Source organism: Kitasatospora sp. NPDC057965 (assembly GCF_042887135.1).
GTDB lineage: Bacteria > Actinomycetota > Actinomycetes > Streptomycetales > Streptomycetaceae > Kitasatospora.
Genome location: NZ_JBHVPZ010000027.1, coordinates 71,222 through 90,390 on the forward strand (window position 1 = coordinate 71,222; position 19,169 = coordinate 90,390).

Annotated in this window: 15 protein-coding genes and 3 tRNA genes; 10 read left to right on the forward strand and 8 right to left on the reverse strand. The window is 74.1% G+C overall.

Annotated features, from left to right (window positions below; translation table 11 throughout):
- Positions 1-80: 80 nt before the first annotated feature.
- From ACFVVU_RS29560 to ACFVVU_RS29575, 4 genes are all read left to right on the forward strand, one after another.
- Positions 81-1,118, forward strand: coding sequence for an SGNH/GDSL hydrolase family protein (locus ACFVVU_RS29560; protein WP_380682429.1), 1,038 nt, complete (start codon positions 81-83; stop codon positions 1,116-1,118).
- Between the two features lie 141 nt (positions 1,119-1,259).
- Positions 1,260-2,576: a deoxyguanosinetriphosphate triphosphohydrolase gene (locus ACFVVU_RS29565; protein ID WP_380682428.1), complete on the forward strand. Its 1,317-nt coding sequence runs from the start codon at positions 1,260-1,262 to the stop codon at positions 2,574-2,576.
- A 52-nt stretch (positions 2,577-2,628) separates the two neighbouring features.
- On the forward strand, positions 2,629-4,536 hold the full coding sequence (dnaG, locus tag ACFVVU_RS29570) for a DNA primase (RefSeq protein ID WP_387793321.1): 1,908 nt from the start codon (positions 2,629-2,631) through the stop codon (positions 4,534-4,536).
- A 139-nt stretch (positions 4,537-4,675) separates the two neighbouring features.
- Positions 4,676-5,845: an RNA polymerase sigma factor gene (locus ACFVVU_RS29575; RefSeq protein WP_387793323.1), complete on the forward strand. Its 1,170-nt coding sequence runs from the start codon at positions 4,676-4,678 to the stop codon at positions 5,843-5,845.
- A gap of 13 nt (positions 5,846-5,858) precedes the next feature.
- Here the strand turns inward: ACFVVU_RS29575 and ACFVVU_RS29580 are convergent, their stop codons facing one another.
- The 4 genes from ACFVVU_RS29580 to ACFVVU_RS29595 form a co-directional block, all read right to left on the reverse strand.
- Positions 5,859-6,947, reverse strand: coding sequence for a DUF2690 domain-containing protein (locus ACFVVU_RS29580; RefSeq protein WP_387793326.1), 1,089 nt, complete (start codon positions 6,945-6,947; stop codon positions 5,859-5,861).
- Positions 6,948-7,410: 463 nt separating this feature from the next.
- Positions 7,411-8,817: a glutamate decarboxylase gene (locus ACFVVU_RS29585; RefSeq protein ID WP_380685716.1), complete on the reverse strand. Its 1,407-nt coding sequence runs from the start codon at positions 8,815-8,817 to the stop codon at positions 7,411-7,413.
- 134 nt (positions 8,818-8,951) lie between these two features.
- Positions 8,952-10,385, reverse strand: coding sequence for an FGGY family carbohydrate kinase (locus ACFVVU_RS29590; protein WP_380685714.1), 1,434 nt, complete (start codon positions 10,383-10,385; stop codon positions 8,952-8,954).
- 166 nt (positions 10,386-10,551) lie between these two features.
- Positions 10,552-10,845 (reverse strand): hypothetical protein, encoded by a 294-nt coding sequence (locus ACFVVU_RS29595; RefSeq protein WP_380685712.1) that lies wholly within the window; start codon positions 10,843-10,845, stop codon positions 10,552-10,554.
- Positions 10,846-11,093: 248 nt separating this feature from the next.
- On the opposite strand from ACFVVU_RS29595, the gene ACFVVU_RS29600 reads away from it, so the two are divergent.
- Both ACFVVU_RS29600 and ACFVVU_RS29605 read left to right on the forward strand, forming a co-directional pair.
- Positions 11,094-11,166, forward strand: a tRNA-Asn gene (locus ACFVVU_RS29600).
- Positions 11,167-11,226: 60 nt separating this feature from the next.
- Positions 11,227-11,299 (forward strand) — tRNA-Asn (locus ACFVVU_RS29605).
- A 138-nt stretch (positions 11,300-11,437) separates the two neighbouring features.
- On the opposite strand, the gene ACFVVU_RS29610 is transcribed toward ACFVVU_RS29605, so the two are convergent.
- Positions 11,438-12,187, reverse strand: a complete 750-nt coding sequence (locus tag ACFVVU_RS29610; protein WP_387793329.1) for a trypsin-like serine peptidase — start codon at positions 12,185-12,187, stop codon at positions 11,438-11,440.
- A 231-nt stretch (positions 12,188-12,418) separates the two neighbouring features.
- Here ACFVVU_RS29610 and ACFVVU_RS29615 point away from each other — a divergent pair.
- Together ACFVVU_RS29615 and ACFVVU_RS29620 are read left to right on the forward strand one after the other, a co-directional pair.
- Positions 12,419-12,492: transfer RNA gene (locus tag ACFVVU_RS29615), tRNA-Ile, on the forward strand.
- A 227-nt stretch (positions 12,493-12,719) separates the two neighbouring features.
- Entirely contained in the window at positions 12,720-13,589 is an 870-nt protein-coding gene (locus ACFVVU_RS29620) for a 1-aminocyclopropane-1-carboxylate deaminase/D-cysteine desulfhydrase (RefSeq protein ID WP_387793331.1), read from the forward strand.
- Positions 13,590-13,609: 20 nt separating this feature from the next.
- Here ACFVVU_RS29620 and ACFVVU_RS29625 read toward each other — a convergent pair whose 3' ends face one another.
- Positions 13,610-15,139: an LCP family protein gene (locus ACFVVU_RS29625; protein WP_380685706.1), complete on the reverse strand. Its 1,530-nt coding sequence runs from the start codon at positions 15,137-15,139 to the stop codon at positions 13,610-13,612.
- A gap of 150 nt (positions 15,140-15,289) precedes the next feature.
- Positions 15,290-15,754 (reverse strand): MarR family winged helix-turn-helix transcriptional regulator, encoded by a 465-nt coding sequence (locus ACFVVU_RS29630; RefSeq protein ID WP_380685704.1) that lies wholly within the window; start codon positions 15,752-15,754, stop codon positions 15,290-15,292.
- Positions 15,755-15,828: 74 nt separating this feature from the next.
- Here ACFVVU_RS29630 and ACFVVU_RS29635 point away from each other — a divergent pair, with 74 nt between their 5' ends.
- Both ACFVVU_RS29635 and ACFVVU_RS29640 read left to right on the forward strand, forming a co-directional pair.
- Entirely contained in the window at positions 15,829-16,884 is a 1,056-nt protein-coding gene (locus ACFVVU_RS29635) for an NADP-dependent oxidoreductase (protein ID WP_380685702.1), read from the forward strand.
- Between the two features lie 362 nt (positions 16,885-17,246).
- Positions 17,247-17,741, forward strand: a complete 495-nt coding sequence (locus ACFVVU_RS29640) for a DUF3145 domain-containing protein (RefSeq protein ID WP_350566458.1) — start codon at positions 17,247-17,249, stop codon at positions 17,739-17,741.
- A 104-nt stretch (positions 17,742-17,845) separates the two neighbouring features.
- Here ACFVVU_RS29640 and fabF read toward each other — a convergent pair whose 3' ends face one another.
- Positions 17,846-19,111 (reverse strand): beta-ketoacyl-ACP synthase II, encoded by a 1,266-nt coding sequence (gene fabF / locus ACFVVU_RS29645; RefSeq protein WP_380690334.1) that lies wholly within the window; start codon positions 19,109-19,111, stop codon positions 17,846-17,848.
- Between the last annotated feature and the right edge of the window lie 58 nt (positions 19,112-19,169).

Genomic DNA, 19,169 nt, shown 5'->3' on the forward strand with positions numbered 1-19,169 from the left:
CCGTCCGTTGGGCCCTGCGGTGCCCGGGGGACGGGCCGTCGTAGGAAGAAGCGCTACCGGCTCCTACCCGGGGGGATCCCGTGCCACTGTCCGTACGCCCGACCGCCGCGCTCACCGGTGCGGTGAGCGCCGGCCTCGCCGCCGTGCTGGTGGCCGGCTGCTCCGGTTCCGCCGGCTCCGCGGCCGGTTCCGCAACCGTCGCCGCGGCCGCTCCGGACGGCTCCGCGCCGGCGCGGGCCGCCGCCGCGGCCACCTCGACACCCACGCCGACGCCCACGCCCACACCCACCGGGCCGTACGTGGCACTCGGCGACTCCTACACCTCCGGCCTGAAGATCAGCCCGCAGCAGGAGGCGGAGCCGAAGGGCTGCTCCCGGTCGGCGGTCAACTACCCGTCCCTGGTGGCCAAGGGGCTCGGCCTCTCCGGAGACCGGTTCCGCGACGTCAGCTGCAGCGGCGCCCGCACCGGCGACCTGACCGGCGCCCAGAGCACCGACGACGGCAGCAACCCGCCGCAGCTGGACGCGCTCACCCCGGCCACCCGCCTGGTGACCATCGGGATCGGCGGCAACGACGCCGGCTTCATGGACGTCGTCGGCCAGTGCGCCAAGGAGAACCTGGTGGACGCGCTCAGGGGTCTGGTCGGCTCGGACCGCGCCGCCGCCCCGTGCCGCGACTCCTACGCCGCCGCGGACGGCGGCGGCGACCAGGTCCAGCGCAAGGTCGACGCCGCCGGCGAGCGGCTCGGCCAGCAGTTGAAGGAGATCAAGCGCCGCGCCCCGCAGGCCCGGGTCTACGTGGTCGGCTACCCGGCGCTGCTGCCCGCCGACCCGGCGAGCTGCGTGCCGGTGCTGGGCTCCACCGTGGCGGGTGGGGACCTGGGCTTCCTGGTGGAGAAGGAGCAGCAGCTCAACACCATGCTCAAACGGCGGGCGGAGGCGGCCGGGGCGGTCTTCGTGGACCTCGCGGCGCCCTCGGCCGGCCACGACATGTGCGCCGGGGAGAGCGCCCGCTGGGTGGAGCCGCCGTTCCCGGCACACGGCCTGGCGGCCATCCACCCGAACGCCAAGGGCCAGGAGGGCGCCGCCGAGGCCGTCCTCAAGGCGGTCCGGGGCTGACCCCGGCCGGAGCCGGAGACAGCCCCTCCGGGCCCACGCTGGGGGCCTACGGCGCGCGGCCAAGGGTTCACGCCCCGGCCCGCGCGCCGTAGCGCGCGGCACACTTCCGCTGTCACCGCCGCGGCGTACGGTGAGGGTCATATGGACGACACCGCGCACCGCCTCACCGCAGCCCCGGCCCCGACGCCGTACGATCACGCCGCCGAGGCCCGCTGGGTACCCGAACCGGACAAGCGCCCCGGCCGTACGGCGTTCCAGCGCGACCGCGCCCGCGTGCTCCACTCCGCCGCCCTGCGCCGGCTCGCCGGCACCACCCAGGTGGTCGCCCCGATGCGCAGCGACTTCCCGCGCACCCGGCTGACCCACTCGCTGGAGTGCGCCCAGGTCGGCCGCGAGCTGGGCGCCGCCCTCGGCTGCGACCCGGACCTCGTCGAGACCGCCTGCCTGGCCCACGACATCGGCCACCCGCCGTTCGGCCACACCGGTGAGGAGGCGCTCGACCAGGCCGCCGAGGCCTGCGGCGGCTTCGAGGGCAACGCGCAGTCGCTGCGCATCCTGACCCGCCTGGAGCCCAAGCGCTTCGCCCCGCAGGACGAGGCGCCGGCCCGGCTGGCCCCCTGGCCGGGCCGCAGCGTGGGCCTCAACCTGACCCGCGCCGCCCTGGACGCCGCCACCAAGTACCCCTGGACGCACGGCGCCCACCCCACCGACCCGGCCTCGCCCAAGTACGGCGTCTACGCCGACGACCTGGCGGTCTTCCGCTGGATGCGGGCCGGGTCCCCGCCCGGGCGCAAGTGCTTCGAGGCCACCGTCATGGACTGGTCCGACGACGTCGCCTACTCGACCCACGACGTCGAGGACGGCCTCCAGGCCGGCCACATCGACCCGGCCGCGCTGCGCGCCCCGGGCGAGCGCGCCGAGCTGTTCAAGGTCGCCGAGCGCTACGCCCGGGACGCCGGGCCCGAGGAGCTGGCCGCCGCCCTGGACCGGCTGCTCGCCCAGGAGTGGTGGCCCGAGTCCTACGACGGCACGGCCCGCGCCCGCTCCGGGCTCAAGGACCTCACCAGCCAGCTGATCGGCCGGTTCTGCCTGGCCGCCGAGCAGGCCACCCGGGCCCGCTACGGCCCCGGCCGGCTCACCCGGTACGCGGCCGAGCTGGTGGTGCCGCGCGAGGTCCGGCTGGAGTGCGCGGTGCTCAAGGCGGTCGCCGTCCGGTACGTGATGCAGCGCGACGAGCAGGCCCAGCTGAGGGCCCGGCAGCGGATCGTGATCGCCGAGCTGGCCGAGGTCCTGGGCCGGCGCGCCCCCGAGGCGCTGGACCCGGTCTTCGCCGCGATGTACCGCGAGGCGGAGGACGACGGGGCCGCGCTGCGCACCGTGATCGACCAGATCGCCACCCTCACCGACGCCTCGGCGCTGGCCCTGCACTCCCGGCTGGTCGGCCCGGCCCGGACCTGACCCGGGTCGCTCGCCCCGCCGTCCGGCCCGGTCGCCCCAGTAGACTTCCGGGGTGGCCGGGCGGATCAGGGACGAAGACGTGCAGGCGGTGCGGAGCGCACTGCCGATCGACGCCGTGGTCGGCGACTACGTACAGCTGACCAACGGTGGCGGTGGCGAGTACAAGGGCGTCTGTCCCTTCCACGACGAGAAGTCCGCCTCCTTCTACGTCAACCCGTCCAAGGGCGTCTTCCACTGCTTCGGCTGCCAGGAGAACGGCGACACCATCGCCTTCCTGATGAAGATCGAGCACTTCACCTTCGCCGAGGCCGTCGAGCGGATGGCCGCCCAGGCGGGCATCACCCTGCGCTACGAGGAGGGCGGCTACAGCCCCCGCCACCAGCAGGGCGAGCGCACCCGCCTGGTCGAGGCGCACAAGGTGGCCGCCGCCTGGTACCAGGAGCAGCTCGCCTCGCCCGAGGCCGAGATCGGCCGCCGCTTCCTGGCCGAGCGCGGCTTCGACGAGGAGGCCGCGAAGACCTTCGGCGTCGGCTACGCCCCGGCCGGCTGGGAGCACCTGGTCCGCTACCTGCGCGGCAAGGGGTTCAGCGACAAGGAGATCCTGCTCGGCGGCCTGGCCTCGCAGGGCCAGCGCGGCGGTCTGATCGACCGGTTCCGGGGTCGGCTGGTCTGGCCGATCCGGGACATCGCGGGTGAGGTGATCGGCTTCGGCGCCCGGCGGCTGCGCGAGGACGACAACGGACCGAAGTACCTCAACACCCCCGAGACGCCGATCTACAAGAAGTCGCACGTGCTCTACGGCATCGACCTGGCGAAGAAGGAGATCGCCAAGTCGGGCCGGGCGGTCGTGGTCGAGGGCTACACCGATGTGATGGCCTGCCACCTGGCCGGGGTCACCACCGCGGTGGCCACCTGCGGCACGGCCTTCGCCGAGGACCACATCAAGATCATCCGCCGGCTGCTGATGGACACCTCCCAGTACCGCGGCGAGACCGTCTTCACCTTCGACGGCGACGCGGCCGGTCAGAAGGCCGCGCTGCGCGCCTTCGAGGACGACCAGAAGTTCGCCGCCAAGACCTCCATCGCGGTCAGCCCCGGCGGCATGGACCCCTGCGACCTGCGCCTGGCCAAGGGCGACGACGCGGTCCGCGAGCTGATCGACAACCCCGTCCCGCTCTTCGAGTTCGCGCTGAACTCGGTCGTCGCCAAGCACCGGGTGGACACCCCGGAGGGCCGGTCGGCGGCGCTGGAGGAGGCGGCGCCGATCGTCGCCAAGATCAAGGACCGCTCGATCCAGCACGAGTACGCCGTCCGGCTGGCCGGCATGCTCGGCATCCTGGACGAGCCGTTCGTGGTCCGCCGGGTCTCCCAGCTGGCCCGCTGGGACCGCGAGCGCCGGCAGAACCCGCGCACCAACGGCCAGCAGCGCCGGCCCGAGCCGGCCCAGCAGGCCCGCCCGGCCCGGCCCGCCTTCGTGCTCAACCCGCGCGACCCGGCGCAGTTCGTCGAGCGCGAGCTGCTCAAGCTGGCCCTGCAACACCCGGACCTGGTCGCGCCGGCCTTCGACAACTACGGCGAGGACGAGTTCCCGACGCCGCCGTACACCGCCGTGCGCCGTGCGATCGGCCAGGCCGGCGGCGCCGCGTACGGGGCCGCGCTGGCCGACTTCACCACCGTGGTGCGCGAGGCCTGCCCGGACGACCGGGTGCGCTCGCTGGTCACCGAGCTGACCGTGGAGCCGGTGCGCTCGCGCCGCAAGGCGGACGCCGTCTACGCGGGCGAGTTCCTGGTCAAGCTGCGGCTGCTGGCCGTGGACCGGCGGGTCGACGAGGTCCGCGCCCACCTCCAGCGGCTGGGCAACCGGGCCGCCCCCGAGGAACTGCACGCGGTGCAGACCGAGCTGTGGCAGCTCCAGCAGTACGGGCAGTCGCTGCGCAGCGGTGGCGCCGCCGCCTTGTAGGGGCTCGCGGGCGCTTGCAGGAGCGCGTTCAGAAAGTCCGCGCACGAGTATCGGCCACGGAGTGTGGCGTGCCCCACACTGGAGGACGTCCTGTCTCCGTTCAGCGCGGGTCCGCCAGAGTCGCGCCAGCCCCGAGGGGATGCCCGTGGACCGAGGCCTTGCCACGACCGCCCAGCCCACCACCACCGACCCGCCCGCCCCGCCCGAGGACCACGGCCGGGCGGGGGCGCCGCTCCCGGACGGCGCCCGGGTGCCCGCCCAGGGCCTGCCGGCCGGGCACCCCGACGCCGAGCCCCCCGAGCCCGGTGACGACGCCGCCGAGGCCGAGCGGGCGGAGGAGGCGGAGGAGGCGGAGGAGGCCGAGGAGGTGCCGGAGCGCTCCGGCACCGAGCCCGGCGGCCCGGCGGCCGACCTGCTCCGCCAGTACCTCCGCGAGATCGGCCGGATCCGGCTGCTCACCGCGGCCGAGGAGGTCGACCTGGCCCGCCGGATCGAGGCCGGCCTGTTCGCCGAGGAACGGCTGGACGGTGAACCCCCGCCCGCCGGCGAACTGGCCGGCGAACTGGCCGCCCTGGTGGCGGGCGGCCGGCTCGCCAAACGCCGGCTGATCGAGGCCAACCTGCGCCTGGTGGTCTCCGTCGCCAAGCGCTACGTCGGCCGCGGGCTGACCCTGCTCGACCTGGTCCAGGAGGGCAACCTCGGCCTGATCCGGGCGGTGGAGAAGTTCGACTACACCCGCGGCTACAAGTTCTCCACCTACGCGACCTGGTGGATCCGCCAGGCGATGAGCCGCGCGCTGGCCGACCAGGCCCGCACGATCCGGGTGCCGGTGCACGTGGTCGAGCTGATCAACCGGGTGGTGCGGGTGCAGCGCTCGCTGCTCCAGGAACGCGGGACCGAGCCCGGCCCGGCCGACATCGGGGCCGTCCTGGAGCTGACCGAGGTCCGGGTGCGGGAGCTGCTCCGGCTCGCCCAGGAGCCGATCTCGCTTCACACCCCGGTCGGCGAGGAGGACGACGTCGCGCTCGGCGACCTCATCGAGGACGCCGACGCGGCATCACCCGCCGAGTCCGCCGCCTTCCTGCTGCTGCGTCAGCACCTGGACGCGGTGCTGGCCACCCTCGGCGAGCGCGAGCGGCAGGTGGTGCAGCTCCGCTACGGCCTGGACGACGGACGGACGCGCACGCTGGAGGAGATCGGGGTGCTCTTCGGGGTGACCCGGGAGCGGATCCGCCAGATCGAGTCCAAGACCCTGGTCAAGCTCCGCGACCACGCCTTCGCCGCCCAGCTCCGGGGCTACCTCGACTGAGCCGGGAGACGCCCTAGCCGGACTGGCCCGGCGGCGCGGGCTGGGCCGGCTCGGTGGCGGTCGCGGTGGCCGGCGGGGTGGCCGGGCCGACCGGGATCGGGGTGGAGGCGACCACCCGGGCCAGGTCGGACACCTGGGACGAACAGGCGGAGCCCTCCGGGTCCTTGCGCTGCCCGCAGACCTGCAGGGTGACCGTCGGATCGGCCGCGTTCACCATCCACGAGTAGTTGTCGTACCCCCAGTGGATCAGCGCGGTCTCCGACTCGCCGGCGCTGGTGGTGATGGTCGCCTGGTCGCCGGGCTGGCCCTCGCTGATGCCGGCCCAGGCCGCCTGGCACTTCTGGCTGTACCGGAGGTAGACGACGACCTTGCCGACGTTGGTGGTCAGCAGGGTCCGGGCGTCCCCGCCGCAGCCGGTCGGCCTGGGGTCCTTGTGGACGCAGCCGAGCGCCTGACAGGTCGGGACGTCCGGGGCGGGGTTGGCGGGCACCGGGGGCGGCGTGGAGGCCGCGGGAGGGGAGGAGGCCGGGGCGGACGCCGGCACGGTGGCGGCGGTCGGCGCGGCGCCGTCGTCGGCGCCGTCGCCGGAGAACGCCTGCAGGCCGGCGAGGGCCAGCAGCAGCGCCACCACCACCGCGGCCGAGACCAGGGCCAGCAGAGGGCGGCGGCGCGCCGGACGGGTCTCCGGTCCGGCGCCCTCCGCCGGTTCCGCGTCGGCCGCACCCACCGGGCCTGTCGCGGCGTCAGGCGTGGTGTCCGGCACGGCCTCCGGCTCCGCTTCCGGCTCCACCGAGGCGCCCGCCTCGGCCTCCGCCGAGGCCTCGCCCGGCGCCGCCGCCACCTCCGCCGCCGTCAGGTCCCACAGCGCCCGCAGCGCCGGGCCGTCGCACTCCACCGTCCCGATCAGCGCGTCGAGCGCCTGCTCGGTGACGATCCGCTTGCCGTTCAGCCAGCGCTCCCAGGAGGCCCGGCTGTAGTGGGTCCGGGCGGCGAGCTCGGAGAGCGAGAGCCCGGTCGCGTCCTTGACAGCGCGCAGTTCCTCCGTCAGACGTCTGGCGGGGGCGGAGAGGTCGTCCGGCAACTGCTTCCAGGCGGAACCCATGCGGTCTCTTCCAAACATCGAGGCGGGCGGGGCGGCGGGCTGGAACGGGCGATGCCCCGCGGGGCGCCGCTCCGGGCCCGGGCGGGCGTGTCCGCGTCTCAAACCTCAGCGGCCCGGCGTCCCAAAACCCAGGTCCTGGCGCTGAGACGGACGGAAGTGTCTCACAACACCGGGGAAGGCTCGAACATTCATGTGGTCGTCGGGCATTGTTTCTTCCGGCCGGAGCGGTTCGCCGCCCCGGTCCTTCGTCCGGGGACCGTTTCGACGGCCCGGCGACGGCCGTGCCCTGACCCCCACCGGTACGTGACAGCCTCCACGGGGGGAGGCTGCCCCGGACCGCAGGGACACGCGGCCGGGCCGACGCGTTCAGCGCGTCCGCCCGGCCGCGATCACGCCCGCCGCGAGCCCCCGCCGCACCTACATCCGCGGGTGCGGCGGGTGCGGCGGCGGGCGGTGCCGGGGGTCAGTGGTGGAAGCCCGTCCGGACCGGCACCCCGAGATCCTTGAGCGGGCCCGGCTGGCGGCGCAGCTCCGGCAGCAGCCGTTCCAGATCGCCCAGCAGCAGGTCCCCGAGGTCGCGGGAGAAGCCGTTGCGGCAGACCACCCGGAGCACCGCGAGGTCCTCCCGGTTCGCCGGGAAGGTGTACGCGGGCACCTGCCAGCCGCGCTCGCGCAGCCGGCGCGACACGTCGAAGACGTCGAACGGCACGTCGTCCGTCGTGGTGAACGCGAACACCGGCAGCTCGTCGCCCCGGGTCAGCAGCCGGAAGCCGCCCAGCCCCGCGATCCCGTCGGCCAGGTACCCGGCCACCTCCCGGCAGGCGCCCTGGACGGCCCGGAAGCCGGCCCGGCCGAGCCGCAGGAAGACGTAGTACTGGGCGATCACCTCGGCGCCGGGCCGGGAGAAGTTCAGCGCGAAGGTCGGCATGTCGCCGCCCAGGTAGTTGACCTTGAACACCAGCTCCTCGGGCAGCGCCTCGTGGTCCCGCCACAGCGCCCAGCCGACGCCGGGGTAGACCAGCCCGTACTTGTGGCCGGAGGTGTTGATGGAGGCGACCCGGGGCAGCCGGAAGTCCCAGGGCAGGTCCTCGTCCAGGAACGGCGCGATCATGGCGCCGGAGGCGCCGTCCACGTGCACCGGGACGTCCAGGCCGGTGCGCCGCTGCAGGTCGTCGAGCGCTGCGCAGATCTCCGCCACCGGCTCGTAGGAGCCGTCGAAGGTCGAGCCGAGCACCCCGACCACGCCGATGGTGTTCTCGTCGCAGAGCTCCACCGCCTGTTCGGGGCCGAGGTGGAACCGCTCGCCGTCCATCGGCGCGGTGCGGGCCTCGACCTCCCAGAAGTTGCAGAACTTCTCCCAGCAGACCTGCACATTGACGCCCATCACCAGGTTGGGCCGGGCCCCCGCCGCGTAGCGGTCGGCGTTGCGGCGGATCCAGCGCCGTTTGAGCGCCAGGCCGGCCAGCATGCAGGCCTCGCTGGAGCCGGTGGTGGAGCAGCCCACGGCGGCGTCCGGGTCGGGGGCGTGCCACAGGTGGGCGAGGATGGACACGCAGCGTCGCTCCAGTTCGGCGGTCTGCGGGTACTCGTCCTTGTCGATCATGTTCTTGTCGAGGCACTCGGTCATCAGCCGGGTGGCCTGCACCTCCATCGAGGTGCTGACGAAGGTCGCCAGGTTGAGCCGCGCGTTGCCGTCCAGCAGCAGTTCGTCGTGGATCAGCTGGTACGCCGTGTCGGCCGGTACGGGGCCGTCGGCGAGCCGGTGCAGCGGGGGCGCCACTTCCATCGCGCCGAGCGGGTCGGCGGCGGTGCCGACGAACGGGCCGACGGTCAGCCGGCGGTCGTCTCCGGTCCCCTTGTGCAGTGCCATGGCATTCTGCCGCCCTTCCGAACGGTGGCCGCGTCGTCTCCCACGCTCCCACCGGTCGCCGGGTGACGCATCTTCACCGCTCGGGCCGTCCGTACACCCTCCGTGCGCCCCGGAACGCCCCGGGGCGGGCCGTCTCAGCCGGCCGTCTCCGGGTGGATCTGCTCGCGGGCGGCCCGGTACTGCTGGCGGACCGCCGAGCCGACCGGCAGGTCGTGCTCGGCGTCCGGGGCCACGGTGACGGCCTCCGGCAGGTCCCACCGCGGCGGCTCGGGCGTGCCGGCCAGTGCCCAGGCCGCCTGCCGGGCCGCGCCGCGGGCCGCGTGCGCGCCGGGCGGCGGCACGACCACCGGGACGCCGAACAGCTGCGGGGCGACGTGCCGCACCGCCGCCAGCCGCCCGGCGGCGCCCAGCAGGAACACCCGCTTCACCTCGACGCCGCGGGCGCGCAGCACGTCCAGCGCGTCCGCGCTGTTGCAGAGCATGCCCTCGACGGCGGCCCGGGCCAGGTGCTGAGGGGTCATCGACTCGGCCCGCATCCCGGTCAGCGTGCCGGCCGCGTGCGGCAGCGCGGGCGTCCGCTCGCCGTCCAGGTAGGGGAGCAGCACCAGTCCGTAGGCGCCGGGGGAGGACTGCAGGGCGAGGTCGCTGAGGCCCTCCAGGTCGCGGCCGAGCAGCGCGGCGGTGGAGCGCAGCACCTGGGCGGCGTTCAGGGTGGCGACCATCGGCAGATGGCGCCCGGTGGCGTCGGCGAAGGAGGAGACCAGGCCGGTGGCGTCCACCACGGCCTGCTCGTGGACCGCGAAGATCGTCCCGGAGCTGCCGAGCGAGACCACCGCGTCGCCGGGGCCGAGGCCGAGGCCGAGCGCGGCGGCCATGTTGTCGCCGGTGCCGGCCGAGATGAGCAGTCCCTCGGGGGTGTGGCCGGCGGGTTCGGCGGGGCCGAGCACGTCCGGCAGCTTCAGCTCGTGTCCGAGCGCCAGCTCGACCAGGTCCTGCCGGTACTCGCCGGTGATCGGGGACCAGTAGCCGGTGCCGGAGGCGTCGCCGCGGTCGGTGGTGCGGCGCTTGGGGTGGCCGAGCAACTGCCAGACCAGCCAGTCGTGCGGCAGCAGCACCTCGGCGATCCGCCGGGCGCTGGCCGGTTCGAACTCGGCGAGCCAGCGCAGCTTGGCGATGGTGTACGCGGGGCTGGGGACGGCGCCGATCGCGGCCGTCCAGGCCGCCGGGCCGCCCAGTTCGTCCAGCAGGGCGGCCGCCGCGCCGCTGGAGCGCGGGTCGTTCCACAGGATCGCCGGGCGGACCTGCACGCCGCCGGCGTCCAGGCCGATCATGCCGTGCTGCTGCGCGCTGACGCCGATCGCCCGGACGCTCTCCAGCAGGCCGCCGGCCGCCGCGTCGCCGAGCGAGTGCAGCCAGAGCTGCGGGTCGGTCTCGCCGGGCCGGGTGTCGGGGTCCTCGGGCGCGGGGTGCGGTGCCTTGCCGGAGCGCAGGACGGCCCCTGTTGCGGAGTCGCACGCGACGATCCGGGTGCGACCGGTCGAGCTGTCTATCCCCGCGACGATGGCCATGGTCGAGATCATGCCTCAGCGGGCGTCCGGGCGCGGCCCGCCCGGGCAAGTGTTGCCCGTTCGGTACCGCGCCCGGGAGCCCGCGTCCGGCCGGCCGTCACCGCCCGGTCACCAGTCCGTCACGGACGGGTGCTAGGCGGTACGGCGGGCCGGTCGGGGACGTCGGTCAGGGGCGGTAGGTGCCCCAGCTGTCGTCCTCGCTCCTGGCCCGGTTGAAGTACGGCACCCGGTCGGTGACCGAGTCGGGCAGCCGGTCGCCGACCTTGCCGGCGACGGCGCCGGCGGCCTTCCCGGCGACCGCGCCGGCCTGCTGCCGGGCCTTGCCGGCGGCACCCTGGACCTTCGGGTTCTGGGCGACCTGCCGGGTCATCCTGGCGATCTGCTCGTACCGCTGGCGCCCCGCCCGCGTGCCCAGGACGTAGCCCGTCGCGAGTCCGACACCGAACGACAGCTTCCACATGGTCGGATTCCACCCTCTCCTGGCGGCCATTGCCGCATTGCCCTACCCGTCTGCCGGGACGGTGAACCGTCGGCGACCCCAGCATCCACGGACGGCGCCCCGGGCGCGCGGGGAACGCGCCGGGCGGGGGCGTCCGGCCGGGGGCCGGGGAAAGCGATTGGCGGACCACCCCCCCGAGTGCGCTAATGTATGTCCCGCAGCGAGCGCCGAGGAGCCCGGGAGACCGGGAGCCGGGGCGCGAAGCTCGATCCCCCATAGCTCAATTGGCAGAGCAGCCGACTGTTAATCGGCAGGTTATTGGTTCGAGTCCAATTGGGGGAGCGCGGTGGATGCCCATCTGGTGCTGACGCCCACACGTGGTACGGGAGTTGTGTACCGCGATCCCGCATAGCTCAATTGGCAGAGCAGCCGGCTGTTAACCGGCAGGTTTTTGGTTCGAGTCCAAATGCGGGAGCTGCGCCGGGTCCGCCCGGTGACTGCTCAGAGCGAAGGCCCCTCGGTAGACCGGGGGGCCTTCGTGTTGTCCCGGGCGGACCGGCTGCTGTGAGCCGCCTCACGTCGCTGCCGGACGCCGGCGACGCACGTCACCGCCTCAGGTCACCGCCTGCTGGAAGAGCTCGGTGACCCGCTCGTCGAAGGTCACGCTGTACGAGGTGCCCGGCGTCTCGCCGCCCTCCTGGTAGCCGCCGATCACCCCGATCACCCGGCCGTTGGTGGTGAGCCAGGGGCTGCCGCTGGTGCCGTCGGTGTAGCCGGCGCAGTCGAACCGCTCCTGGGTGGGGCTCTGCGAGGCGGTCAGGCCCGAGCAGGTGATCGGCTCGTCGCGCTCGTTGGGGTAGCCGGTGACCGAGACCGCCAGGCCGAAGCCCTGGTCGGTGCCGAGCGGGTTGCCGCCGACCGCGTCCTCGACCTGCCGGCCGCCCACCGGGTCCACGGTGACGAACGCCACGTCGTACTCGGGGTCGGCGTCGGCGGACCAGCGGGGATCGACGGTGACCGACCTCACCGGCCAACTCCCGTACGGCGAGTACCCGTTGCGGTAGCCGGGGGTGAACACCAGGCCGTCCAGCAGGCCGATCCGGTGGTTCTGCACGCAGTGCGCGGCGGTCACCAGCAGATTGCGCCGCGGGCTCTGCACCACGCTCGCCGTGCACGCCCGGGGCCCCTGCGCGGTGTGCACCGACAGCGTGCCGACCCGGTCCCAGACCGGGTTCTGCGGGGCCACCGCCGCCGTCCGTCCGTCGCCCTGGCCCCCGCCGCACGCCATCGCGGTGGCCAGCAGCAGGGCCGCCACCGCGACCGTCCTCGCGGCGTGCGCGGTGCGGACCGGGCGGGAGGGCATCCGGGGCTCCGTCTCCTCCTCGGGGCGGGCGCGACCGTCCACGCTTCTCCGCCGTTCGGGACCAAGATCTACCAGTCCGGCGCGGCCGGCGCCACCGTCGTCCGCCCGCCCGCGCACCCGTGCGCGCCCCCGGCGCGCACCACGGGTGATCGACCGGCTATGCTGCCCGGGACGGCCTTCCGGGGCCGTCTGCTGCTGCCGCGACCGGCCTGCCGTCGCGTGCTGCGAACCGGGGCGGTAGCTCAGCCGGTTAGAGCAGGGGACTCATAATCCCTTGGTCGTGGGTTCGAGTCCCACCCGCCCCACCTTCCGTACCCGCGCGAGCGGCCCCCTGGCTGGGAAAACCCTAGGGGATCGGGCCTGCTGCCACGCTGCGACGCGCCAGGATTCACCCGGACGATGAGGCCCCCGGCCCGCGTCGGCACCCCGTCGGCCCCGGCCGGACGGCGGGCCGGTGCGGGCGGCTCCGTATTCTGGGCGGGTGCTCCAGGCTCCGTGTGTACCGACCCCGCTGGTCCCCTGTGTTGACGAGGTGTTCGAACGGGCCGGGGTGGGGCTGCGGCTGAAGCGGGACGATCTGGTGCATCCGCTGGTGCCGGGGAACAAGTGGCGCAAACTGGGGCCCAATCTGGAGTCCGCGGTGCGGGACGGGCACCGGCGGCTGCTGACCTTCGGCGGGGCGTACTCGACGCATCTGCGGGCGGTGGCGCTGGCGGCGGGGGCGCTGGGGCTGTCGAGCGTGGGGCTGGTGCGGGGCGAGGAGCTGGCGGGGGCGCCGCGGAACTGGTCGTTGCGGGCCGCCGAGGAGGCCGGGATGGAGCTGGTGTTCCTGTCCCGGGCCGAGTACCGGGAGGCGGCCGGGCGGGTCGCCGGGGGCGGCGGAGAGGCGGAGCTGCGACGGCGCTTCGGGCCGTGCCTGGTGCTGCCCGAGGGCGGGTCCAACGCGCTCGCCGCGCGCGGTGCCCAGGCGGTGGTGGCGGAGCTGCTGGAGGCGGGTGGGCTCGGGGAGCGGGACGTGGTCTGCTGCCCGGTCGGCACCGGCGGCACGCTGGCCGGGATCGCGGCGGGCCTGCCGCCCGGGGCGCGGGCGCTGGGCGTGGCGGTGCTGCGCGGCGGCGAGGGCTACCTGGAGGGCGAGGTGACGCGGCTGCACCGGGAGGCGTACGGGCGGGAGTTCGACGGCTGGCGGATCGAGCACGGCCACCACGGCGGCGGGTACGGGCGGGTGCCGGCCGCGCTGGAGGAGTTCGCGGCCGGCTTCGAGCGGCGGCACGGCATCGCGCTGGAGCGCCGCTACGTGGCGAAGGCGCTGGCGGCCCTGTACGGCCTCACCGCGGCCGGTGCCTTCCCGCCCGGCACCCGGCTCACCGCCGTCGTCACCGGGCTGCCCGACCCGGTCTGAGCCGCGCGGCCCGCGCCGGCTCAGCCGAAGGTGAGGTTGGCGCAGGGGTCGGTGTCGGCGGAGCGGCTGTTCTCGGCTATGCCGCTGGGGACGGTGGTCGGCAGCGGGCCGGTGGCGGCGGCGGACGGGACGCCGGACGGGACGCCGGGCGTGGGCGCGCCGGTGGCGGCCGGGTGGTAGTCGCGGCCGAGGGTGACGGTGATGCCCTCCGAGCCCGGCTCCTCGGTCATCCGGGAGCCCGGGAAGAGCGCGGCGAGCTGCTCGGCGACGGCCTTGAACGGCGGGTCGTAGGCGATCTCGGTGAGCAGCCGCCCGCCGGTGGTCTGGCCGAGCGCGACGTTCCGGTAGCCCTGGGCGCGGATCGCCGCGGAGCCGCGGCCGGCCAGTCCGTCGGTGCCGACGCCGTTGACCACGGTGACCGGGGTGGCGAGCTGCTCGGCGGTGAGCGGGGTGGCGGTCGGGGAGGGCGAGGGGGAGGACTCGGCGGGGGCGGTGGGGGTCGCGCTCGCGGCGTCGGCGACCTCGCCGGTGGCCTGGCCGTCCAGGGTGCGGTCCTCGCGCAGCAGCCGCCACAGGGTGTCCACGTCGGGGTGGACGAGGTCGACCCGACCGTTCTGCACGGTGGAGAACCGCCAGGGGGCGGTGACGAAGGTGATGTCGGAGAGGTTGATCTGCTGCAGCGACTGGGCGAAGTCGACCAGCTTCATCGCGGTGCCCAGGCCCTCGTCGACGGTGAGCGAGCGGGTCGCGGCGTCGGCCAGCGGGAGCAGGGTGGGCAGGGAGAAGCCCTGGGACTGGACCTTGCGGATCATCGAGGAGAGGAAGGCCTGCTGGCGCTTCATCCGGCCTATGTCGGAGTTGTCGCCGAAGCCGTAGCGGGCGCGCAGGTAGTCGACGGCCGGCGGGCCGGATATCTTCTGCGGGCCCTTCTTGAGCTTGATGTTGTGCGAGTTGACGTCGTTGGGCACGCAGACGTCCACGCCGTTGATGGCCTCGGTCATCGCGGCGACGCCCTTGAAGTCGACCACGATGGTGTGGTCGATGCGCAGACCGGTGAGCGCCTCGACGGTGTTCTGGGTGCAGGCCGGGTTGCCCTTCTCGGCCTCGCCGACGGTGAAGGCCTCGTTGAACATCTGGCCGGTCCGCGGCTTGGTCCAGTCACCGCTGGGCAGCCGGCAGGAGGGGATGGTCACCAGGGCGTCGCGGGGTATGGAGACGCCGACGGCGTGCTTGCGGTCGGCGTAGACGTGCAGCAGGATCGCGGTGTCGGAGTGGCCGACGCCCTCCTCGCCGCCGCCGAGGTCGGCGTTGCCGTCGTTGCGGGTGTCCGAGCCGAGCAGCAGGACGTTGACCGGCACCGAGGCGCCCCGCGCGGTCGGTGTCGGCGCCGGCGGTCGCTCGGTGGCGACGCCGCCGGCGTCGAAGGTGGTGATGTTGGTGTCGAGCCGGTGGTAGAACCAGGCCCCGGCACCGACCACGGACAGCACCAGCACGGCGGCGAGTCCTATGACGGTCCGTATGACACGCCGACGGCGCGAGCTGCTGCTCATCCTTCCCGTCCCCCCGTCTTCCGCTCAGTTTCCCCACCCGTACCGCCTGGTCGCGGGCGGGTGCCGGTCATCCGAACGTTAGACGTTTCGGGGGAGTGTTCGGTTACCTCCGATCGGCGGCCAATTCGGCGGCCGGCGCTGTGACGCTTCTCACGCCCCCGGTCCGGTGGCGCCGGCGAGCATCCGCCGGAGCAGGTCGCGCAGCTGCGTGCGCTCCTCCGGGCCGAGCGCGGCCAGCGGCTCGCGGGCGAAGTTCAGCGACTCGCGCAGCTCCGTGGAGGCGGTGCGGCCGGTGTCGGTGGCGGCGACCAGCTTGACCCGGCGGTCCTGCCGGTCGGGCTGGCGGGTGACGAAGCCGCGGGTCTCCAGCCGGTCGACGATGCCGGTGATGTTGGAGGGCTCGCAGCTGAGCGTCTGGGCGATCTGGCGCATGGGCATGGGGCCGCGTCGCAGCAGGGCGAGGACCTTGGCCTGCGCTCCGGTGAGCGAGCGGGCGGCGGCGGCCTCCTCGTACTCGCGGTGGAAGAGCGCGACCAGGTTGGCCATGAGATCGACGACCTCGCGGGTGATCTCATCGGCCTGCGGCGGCGTGTCCCTGTTCTGCTGGGCGTTCATGGCCACCAGTCTACCTGAATATTTGACGACATGAACTTTTCATGCCCATTCTTACTTCACCTGCTCAACCTTTCATGTGGGAGATCATCATGGCCGCCGAGCCGACCGCGCCGGAAGCGCCCGCCACCGCTCGTGAGTGGCACCTCGCCGCCCGTCCGCGGGGCTGGCCCGCCCCGGCCGACTTCGCCCTCGTCGAGGCGCCGGTCCGCACCCCGGGCCCGGGCGAGGTCCTGGTCCGCAACACCCACCTGTCGGTCGACCCCTACATGCGCGGCCGGATGAACGACGTGAAGTCCTACGTCCCGCCGTTCCGGCTCGGCGAGGTGATGGACGGCGGCGCCGTCGGGTACGTGGTCGCCTCCGGCGCCGAGGGCTTCGCCCCGGGCGACGCGGTGCTGCACGGGCTGGGCTGGCGCGAGTACGCCACCGTCCCGGCCTCGCGCGCGGTCAAGGTGCCCTCGATCGAGGGCGTGCCGCTCTCCGCCTACCTCGGGGTGCTCGGCATGCCCGGCCTGACCGCGTACGCGGGCCTGCTGGCGGTCGGCGCGCTCAAGGAGGGCGACCGGGTGTTCGTGTCCGGCGCGGCCGGCGCGGTCGGCTCGATCGTCGGCCAGATCGCCCGGCTCAAGGGCGCCTCGCTGGTGGTCGGCTCGGCCGGTTCGGCGGAGAAGGTCGCCCGGCTGACCGGGGAGTACGGCTTCGACGCCGCCTTCGACTACAAGGACGGCCCGGTCGGCGAGCAGCTCGCCAAGGCCGCCCCGGAGGGCATCGACCTCTACTTCGACAACGTCGGAGGCGAGCACCTGGAGGCCGCGATCAACGCGCTGGGCGTGCACGGCCGGGCCGTGCTGTGCGGCGCCGTCGCCCAGTACAACGACACCTCCGCGGCGCCCGGCCCGCGCAACCTGGCACAGGTCATCGGCAAGCGGCTGCGCCTGGAGGGCGTGCTGGTCGGCGACCACGGCGCGCTGAAGCCGCAGTTCCTCGCCGAGGTCGGCGGCTGGCTGAAGGACGGGAGGCTTCGCTTCGAGGAGACCGTGGTGGACGGCTTCGAGAACGTGCCGCAGGCCTTCCTGGACATGCTGCGCGGCGCCAACACCGGCAAGATGGTGGTCCGTCTGGACGGCTGACGTCCCATCGGCGCCCGCTCCGCCCCGCACCCGGCCCGCCCGGTGCGGGGCGGAGCGGTTTGCGTACCCGGCGGAGAGGCCCGGGCCGCACTACCGCATTCCGGCCGGATCCGAAAGTGCGTCATCCCCGCTGCGGGGCCGCGCGGTACGGTGGTCCCGCCCGGCGATGGGGCCGTTCGGGGGAGAGATCCGACCGGGGGGTGGACCTCGTTGCGGTTTCGACTAGCATTGAGCGAAAGCCTGTCCGTTTTGCTCAATTTAGTGGCTTAATGTCAGCCGACGTGGGTAACTGCGGATCAACTACGGGCTCGAACACGAGGCAGCTGGGGAAGGCGACCCTCGTCCACAGCCTGGAGGTCCCGGTGACGACACGTGGAGTCCTGTACATCCACTCCGCGCCCCGCGCGCTGTGCCCGCACGTCGAGTGGGCCGTCGCGGGGGTGCTCGGCGTGCGGGTGAGCCTGGACTGGATCCGCCAGCCGGCCGCGCCCGGGCACTGGCGTGCCGAGCTGTCCTGGCAGGGCGAGCCCGGTACCGCCTCGAAGCTCGCCTCCGCGCTGCGCGGCTGGCAGCTGATGCGCTACGAGGTCACCAGCGAGCCCTGCGCCGCGGCCGAGGGCGAGCGGTACAGCAGCACCCCCGGCCTCGGCATCTTCCATGCCGTCACCGGCATCCACGGGGACATCCTGATCCCCGAGGACCGGCTGCGGGCCGTGCTGCTGCGCGCCCGCAGCGAGGGGGCGGACCTGGAGGCGGAGATCGCCATGCTGCTGGGCAAGCCCTGGGACGACGAGCTGGAGCCCTTCCGGTACGCCGGCGAGGGCGCCCCGGTGCGCTGGCTGCACCAGGTGGTCTGACCGGACGGACGAACGGGAGAGGGGGCCCGGCGCTCATCGCGAGCGCCGGGCCCCCTCTCCGTCGTCCTGGGCCGTCGTCCTGGGCCCGGGAGCCGGGCCCGGGGTCAGCGGGTGCGGAAGGCCAGCACCACGTTGTGGCCGCCGAAACCGAACGAGTTGTTCAGCGCGGCGATCCGGCCCTCGGGCAGCTTGCGGGCCTCGTCGCGGACGATGTCCGCCTCCACGTCGTCGTCCAGCTCGTCGACGTTGATGGTCGGCGGGGCGAGGCGGTGGTACAGCGCCTGCACGGTGGCGACCGTCTCGATGCCGCCGGCGCCGCCCAGCAGGTGACCGGTCATCGACTTGGTGGCCGAGATGGCGATGTGGTCGAGGTCCTCGCCCAGCTCCTTGCGCAGCGCCTTCAGCTCGGCGGTGTCACCCTGCGGGGTCGAGGTGGCGTGCGCGTTGACGTGCACGATCTCGGCCTTGTCCAGCTCGTTGCGGTCGAACAGGTCGGCCAGCGCGCGGGCCACGCCGGCGCCGGTCGGCTCCGGCTGGGCGATGTGGTGGGCGTCCGAGGACAGGCCCTGGCCCACCGCCTCGCAGTAGATCCGGGCGCCGCGGGCCTCGGCGTGCTCCACCGACTCCAGCACGACCACGCCGGCGCCCTCACCCAGCACGAAGCCGTCCCGGCCCTTGTCGTACGGGCGGGAGGCGCGCTCGGGCTCGTCGTTGTTCTTGGACATCGCCATCATGTTGGCGAACGCGGCGATCGGCAGCGGGTGGACCGCCGCCTCGGTGCCGCCCGCCACCACGACGTCGGCGCGGCCGCTGCGGATCATCTCGATCGCGTAGCCGATCGCCTCGGCGCCGGAGGCGCAGGCGGAGACGGGGGTGTGCACACCCGCGCGGGCACCGACCTCCAGGCCGACGTTGGCCGCCGGGGAGTTGGGCATCAGCATCGGGACGGTGTGCGGGGAGACCTTGCGGGCGCCCTTCTCCTTCAGCACGTCGTACTGGTCGAGCAGGGTGGTCACGCCGCCGATGCCGGAGGCGATCACGGCGCCCAGGCGCTCCGGGGCGAGCTTGGACGACTCGTCGGTGGCCGGGGTCTCGAAGCCGGCGTCGGCCCAGGCCTCACGGGCGGCGATCAGCGCGAACTGGGCCGAGCGGTCCAGCTTGCGGGCGAGCGGACGGGGCAGGATCTCGCCCGGCTCGACGGCGGTGCGCGCCGCGATCCGCACGGGAAGCTCGGCGGCCCACTCCTCGGTCAGGGCAGCCACCCCGGAGCGCCCGGCGACCAGGTTCTCCCAGGTGGTGGCGGCGTCGCCGCCCAGCGGCGTGAAGGCGCCGATACCCGTGACGACCACGGTACGGTTCTCAACAGTCACTGGATCTTCTTCTCTCACGTTGTGCGGGGGTCGGCGGCGGCCGAAGGTGAGCCCGGCC

Excerpts from the sequence above, each read along its gene's own strand:
- ACFVVU_RS29565 (WP_380682428.1), top strand. The coding sequence starts at position 1,260 with ATGGACGACACCGCGCACCGCCTCACCGCAGCCCCGGCCCCGACGCCG.
- ACFVVU_RS29575 (WP_387793323.1), top strand. The coding sequence starts at position 4,676 with ATGCCCGTGGACCGAGGCCTTGCCACGACCGCCCAGCCCACCACCACC.
- ACFVVU_RS29580 (WP_387793326.1), bottom strand. The coding sequence starts at position 6,947 with ATGGGTTCCGCCTGGAAGCAGTTGCCGGACGACCTCTCCGCCCCCGCC.
- ACFVVU_RS29585 (WP_380685716.1), bottom strand. The coding sequence starts at position 8,817 with ATGGCACTGCACAAGGGGACCGGAGACGACCGCCGGCTGACCGTCGGC.
- ACFVVU_RS29590 (WP_380685714.1), bottom strand. The coding sequence starts at position 10,385 with ATGGCCATCGTCGCGGGGATAGACAGCTCGACCGGTCGCACCCGGATC.
- ACFVVU_RS29595 (WP_380685712.1), bottom strand. The coding sequence starts at position 10,845 with ATGTGGAAGCTGTCGTTCGGTGTCGGACTCGCGACGGGCTACGTCCTG.
- ACFVVU_RS29610 (WP_387793329.1), bottom strand. The coding sequence starts at position 12,187 with ATGCCCTCCCGCCCGGTCCGCACCGCGCACGCCGCGAGGACGGTCGCG.
- ACFVVU_RS29625 (WP_380685706.1), bottom strand. The coding sequence starts at position 15,139 with ATGAGCAGCAGCTCGCGCCGTCGGCGTGTCATACGGACCGTCATAGGA.
- ACFVVU_RS29630 (WP_380685704.1), bottom strand. The coding sequence starts at position 15,754 with ATGAACGCCCAGCAGAACAGGGACACGCCGCCGCAGGCCGATGAGATC.
- ACFVVU_RS29635 (WP_380685702.1), top strand. The coding sequence starts at position 15,829 with ATGTGGGAGATCATCATGGCCGCCGAGCCGACCGCGCCGGAAGCGCCC.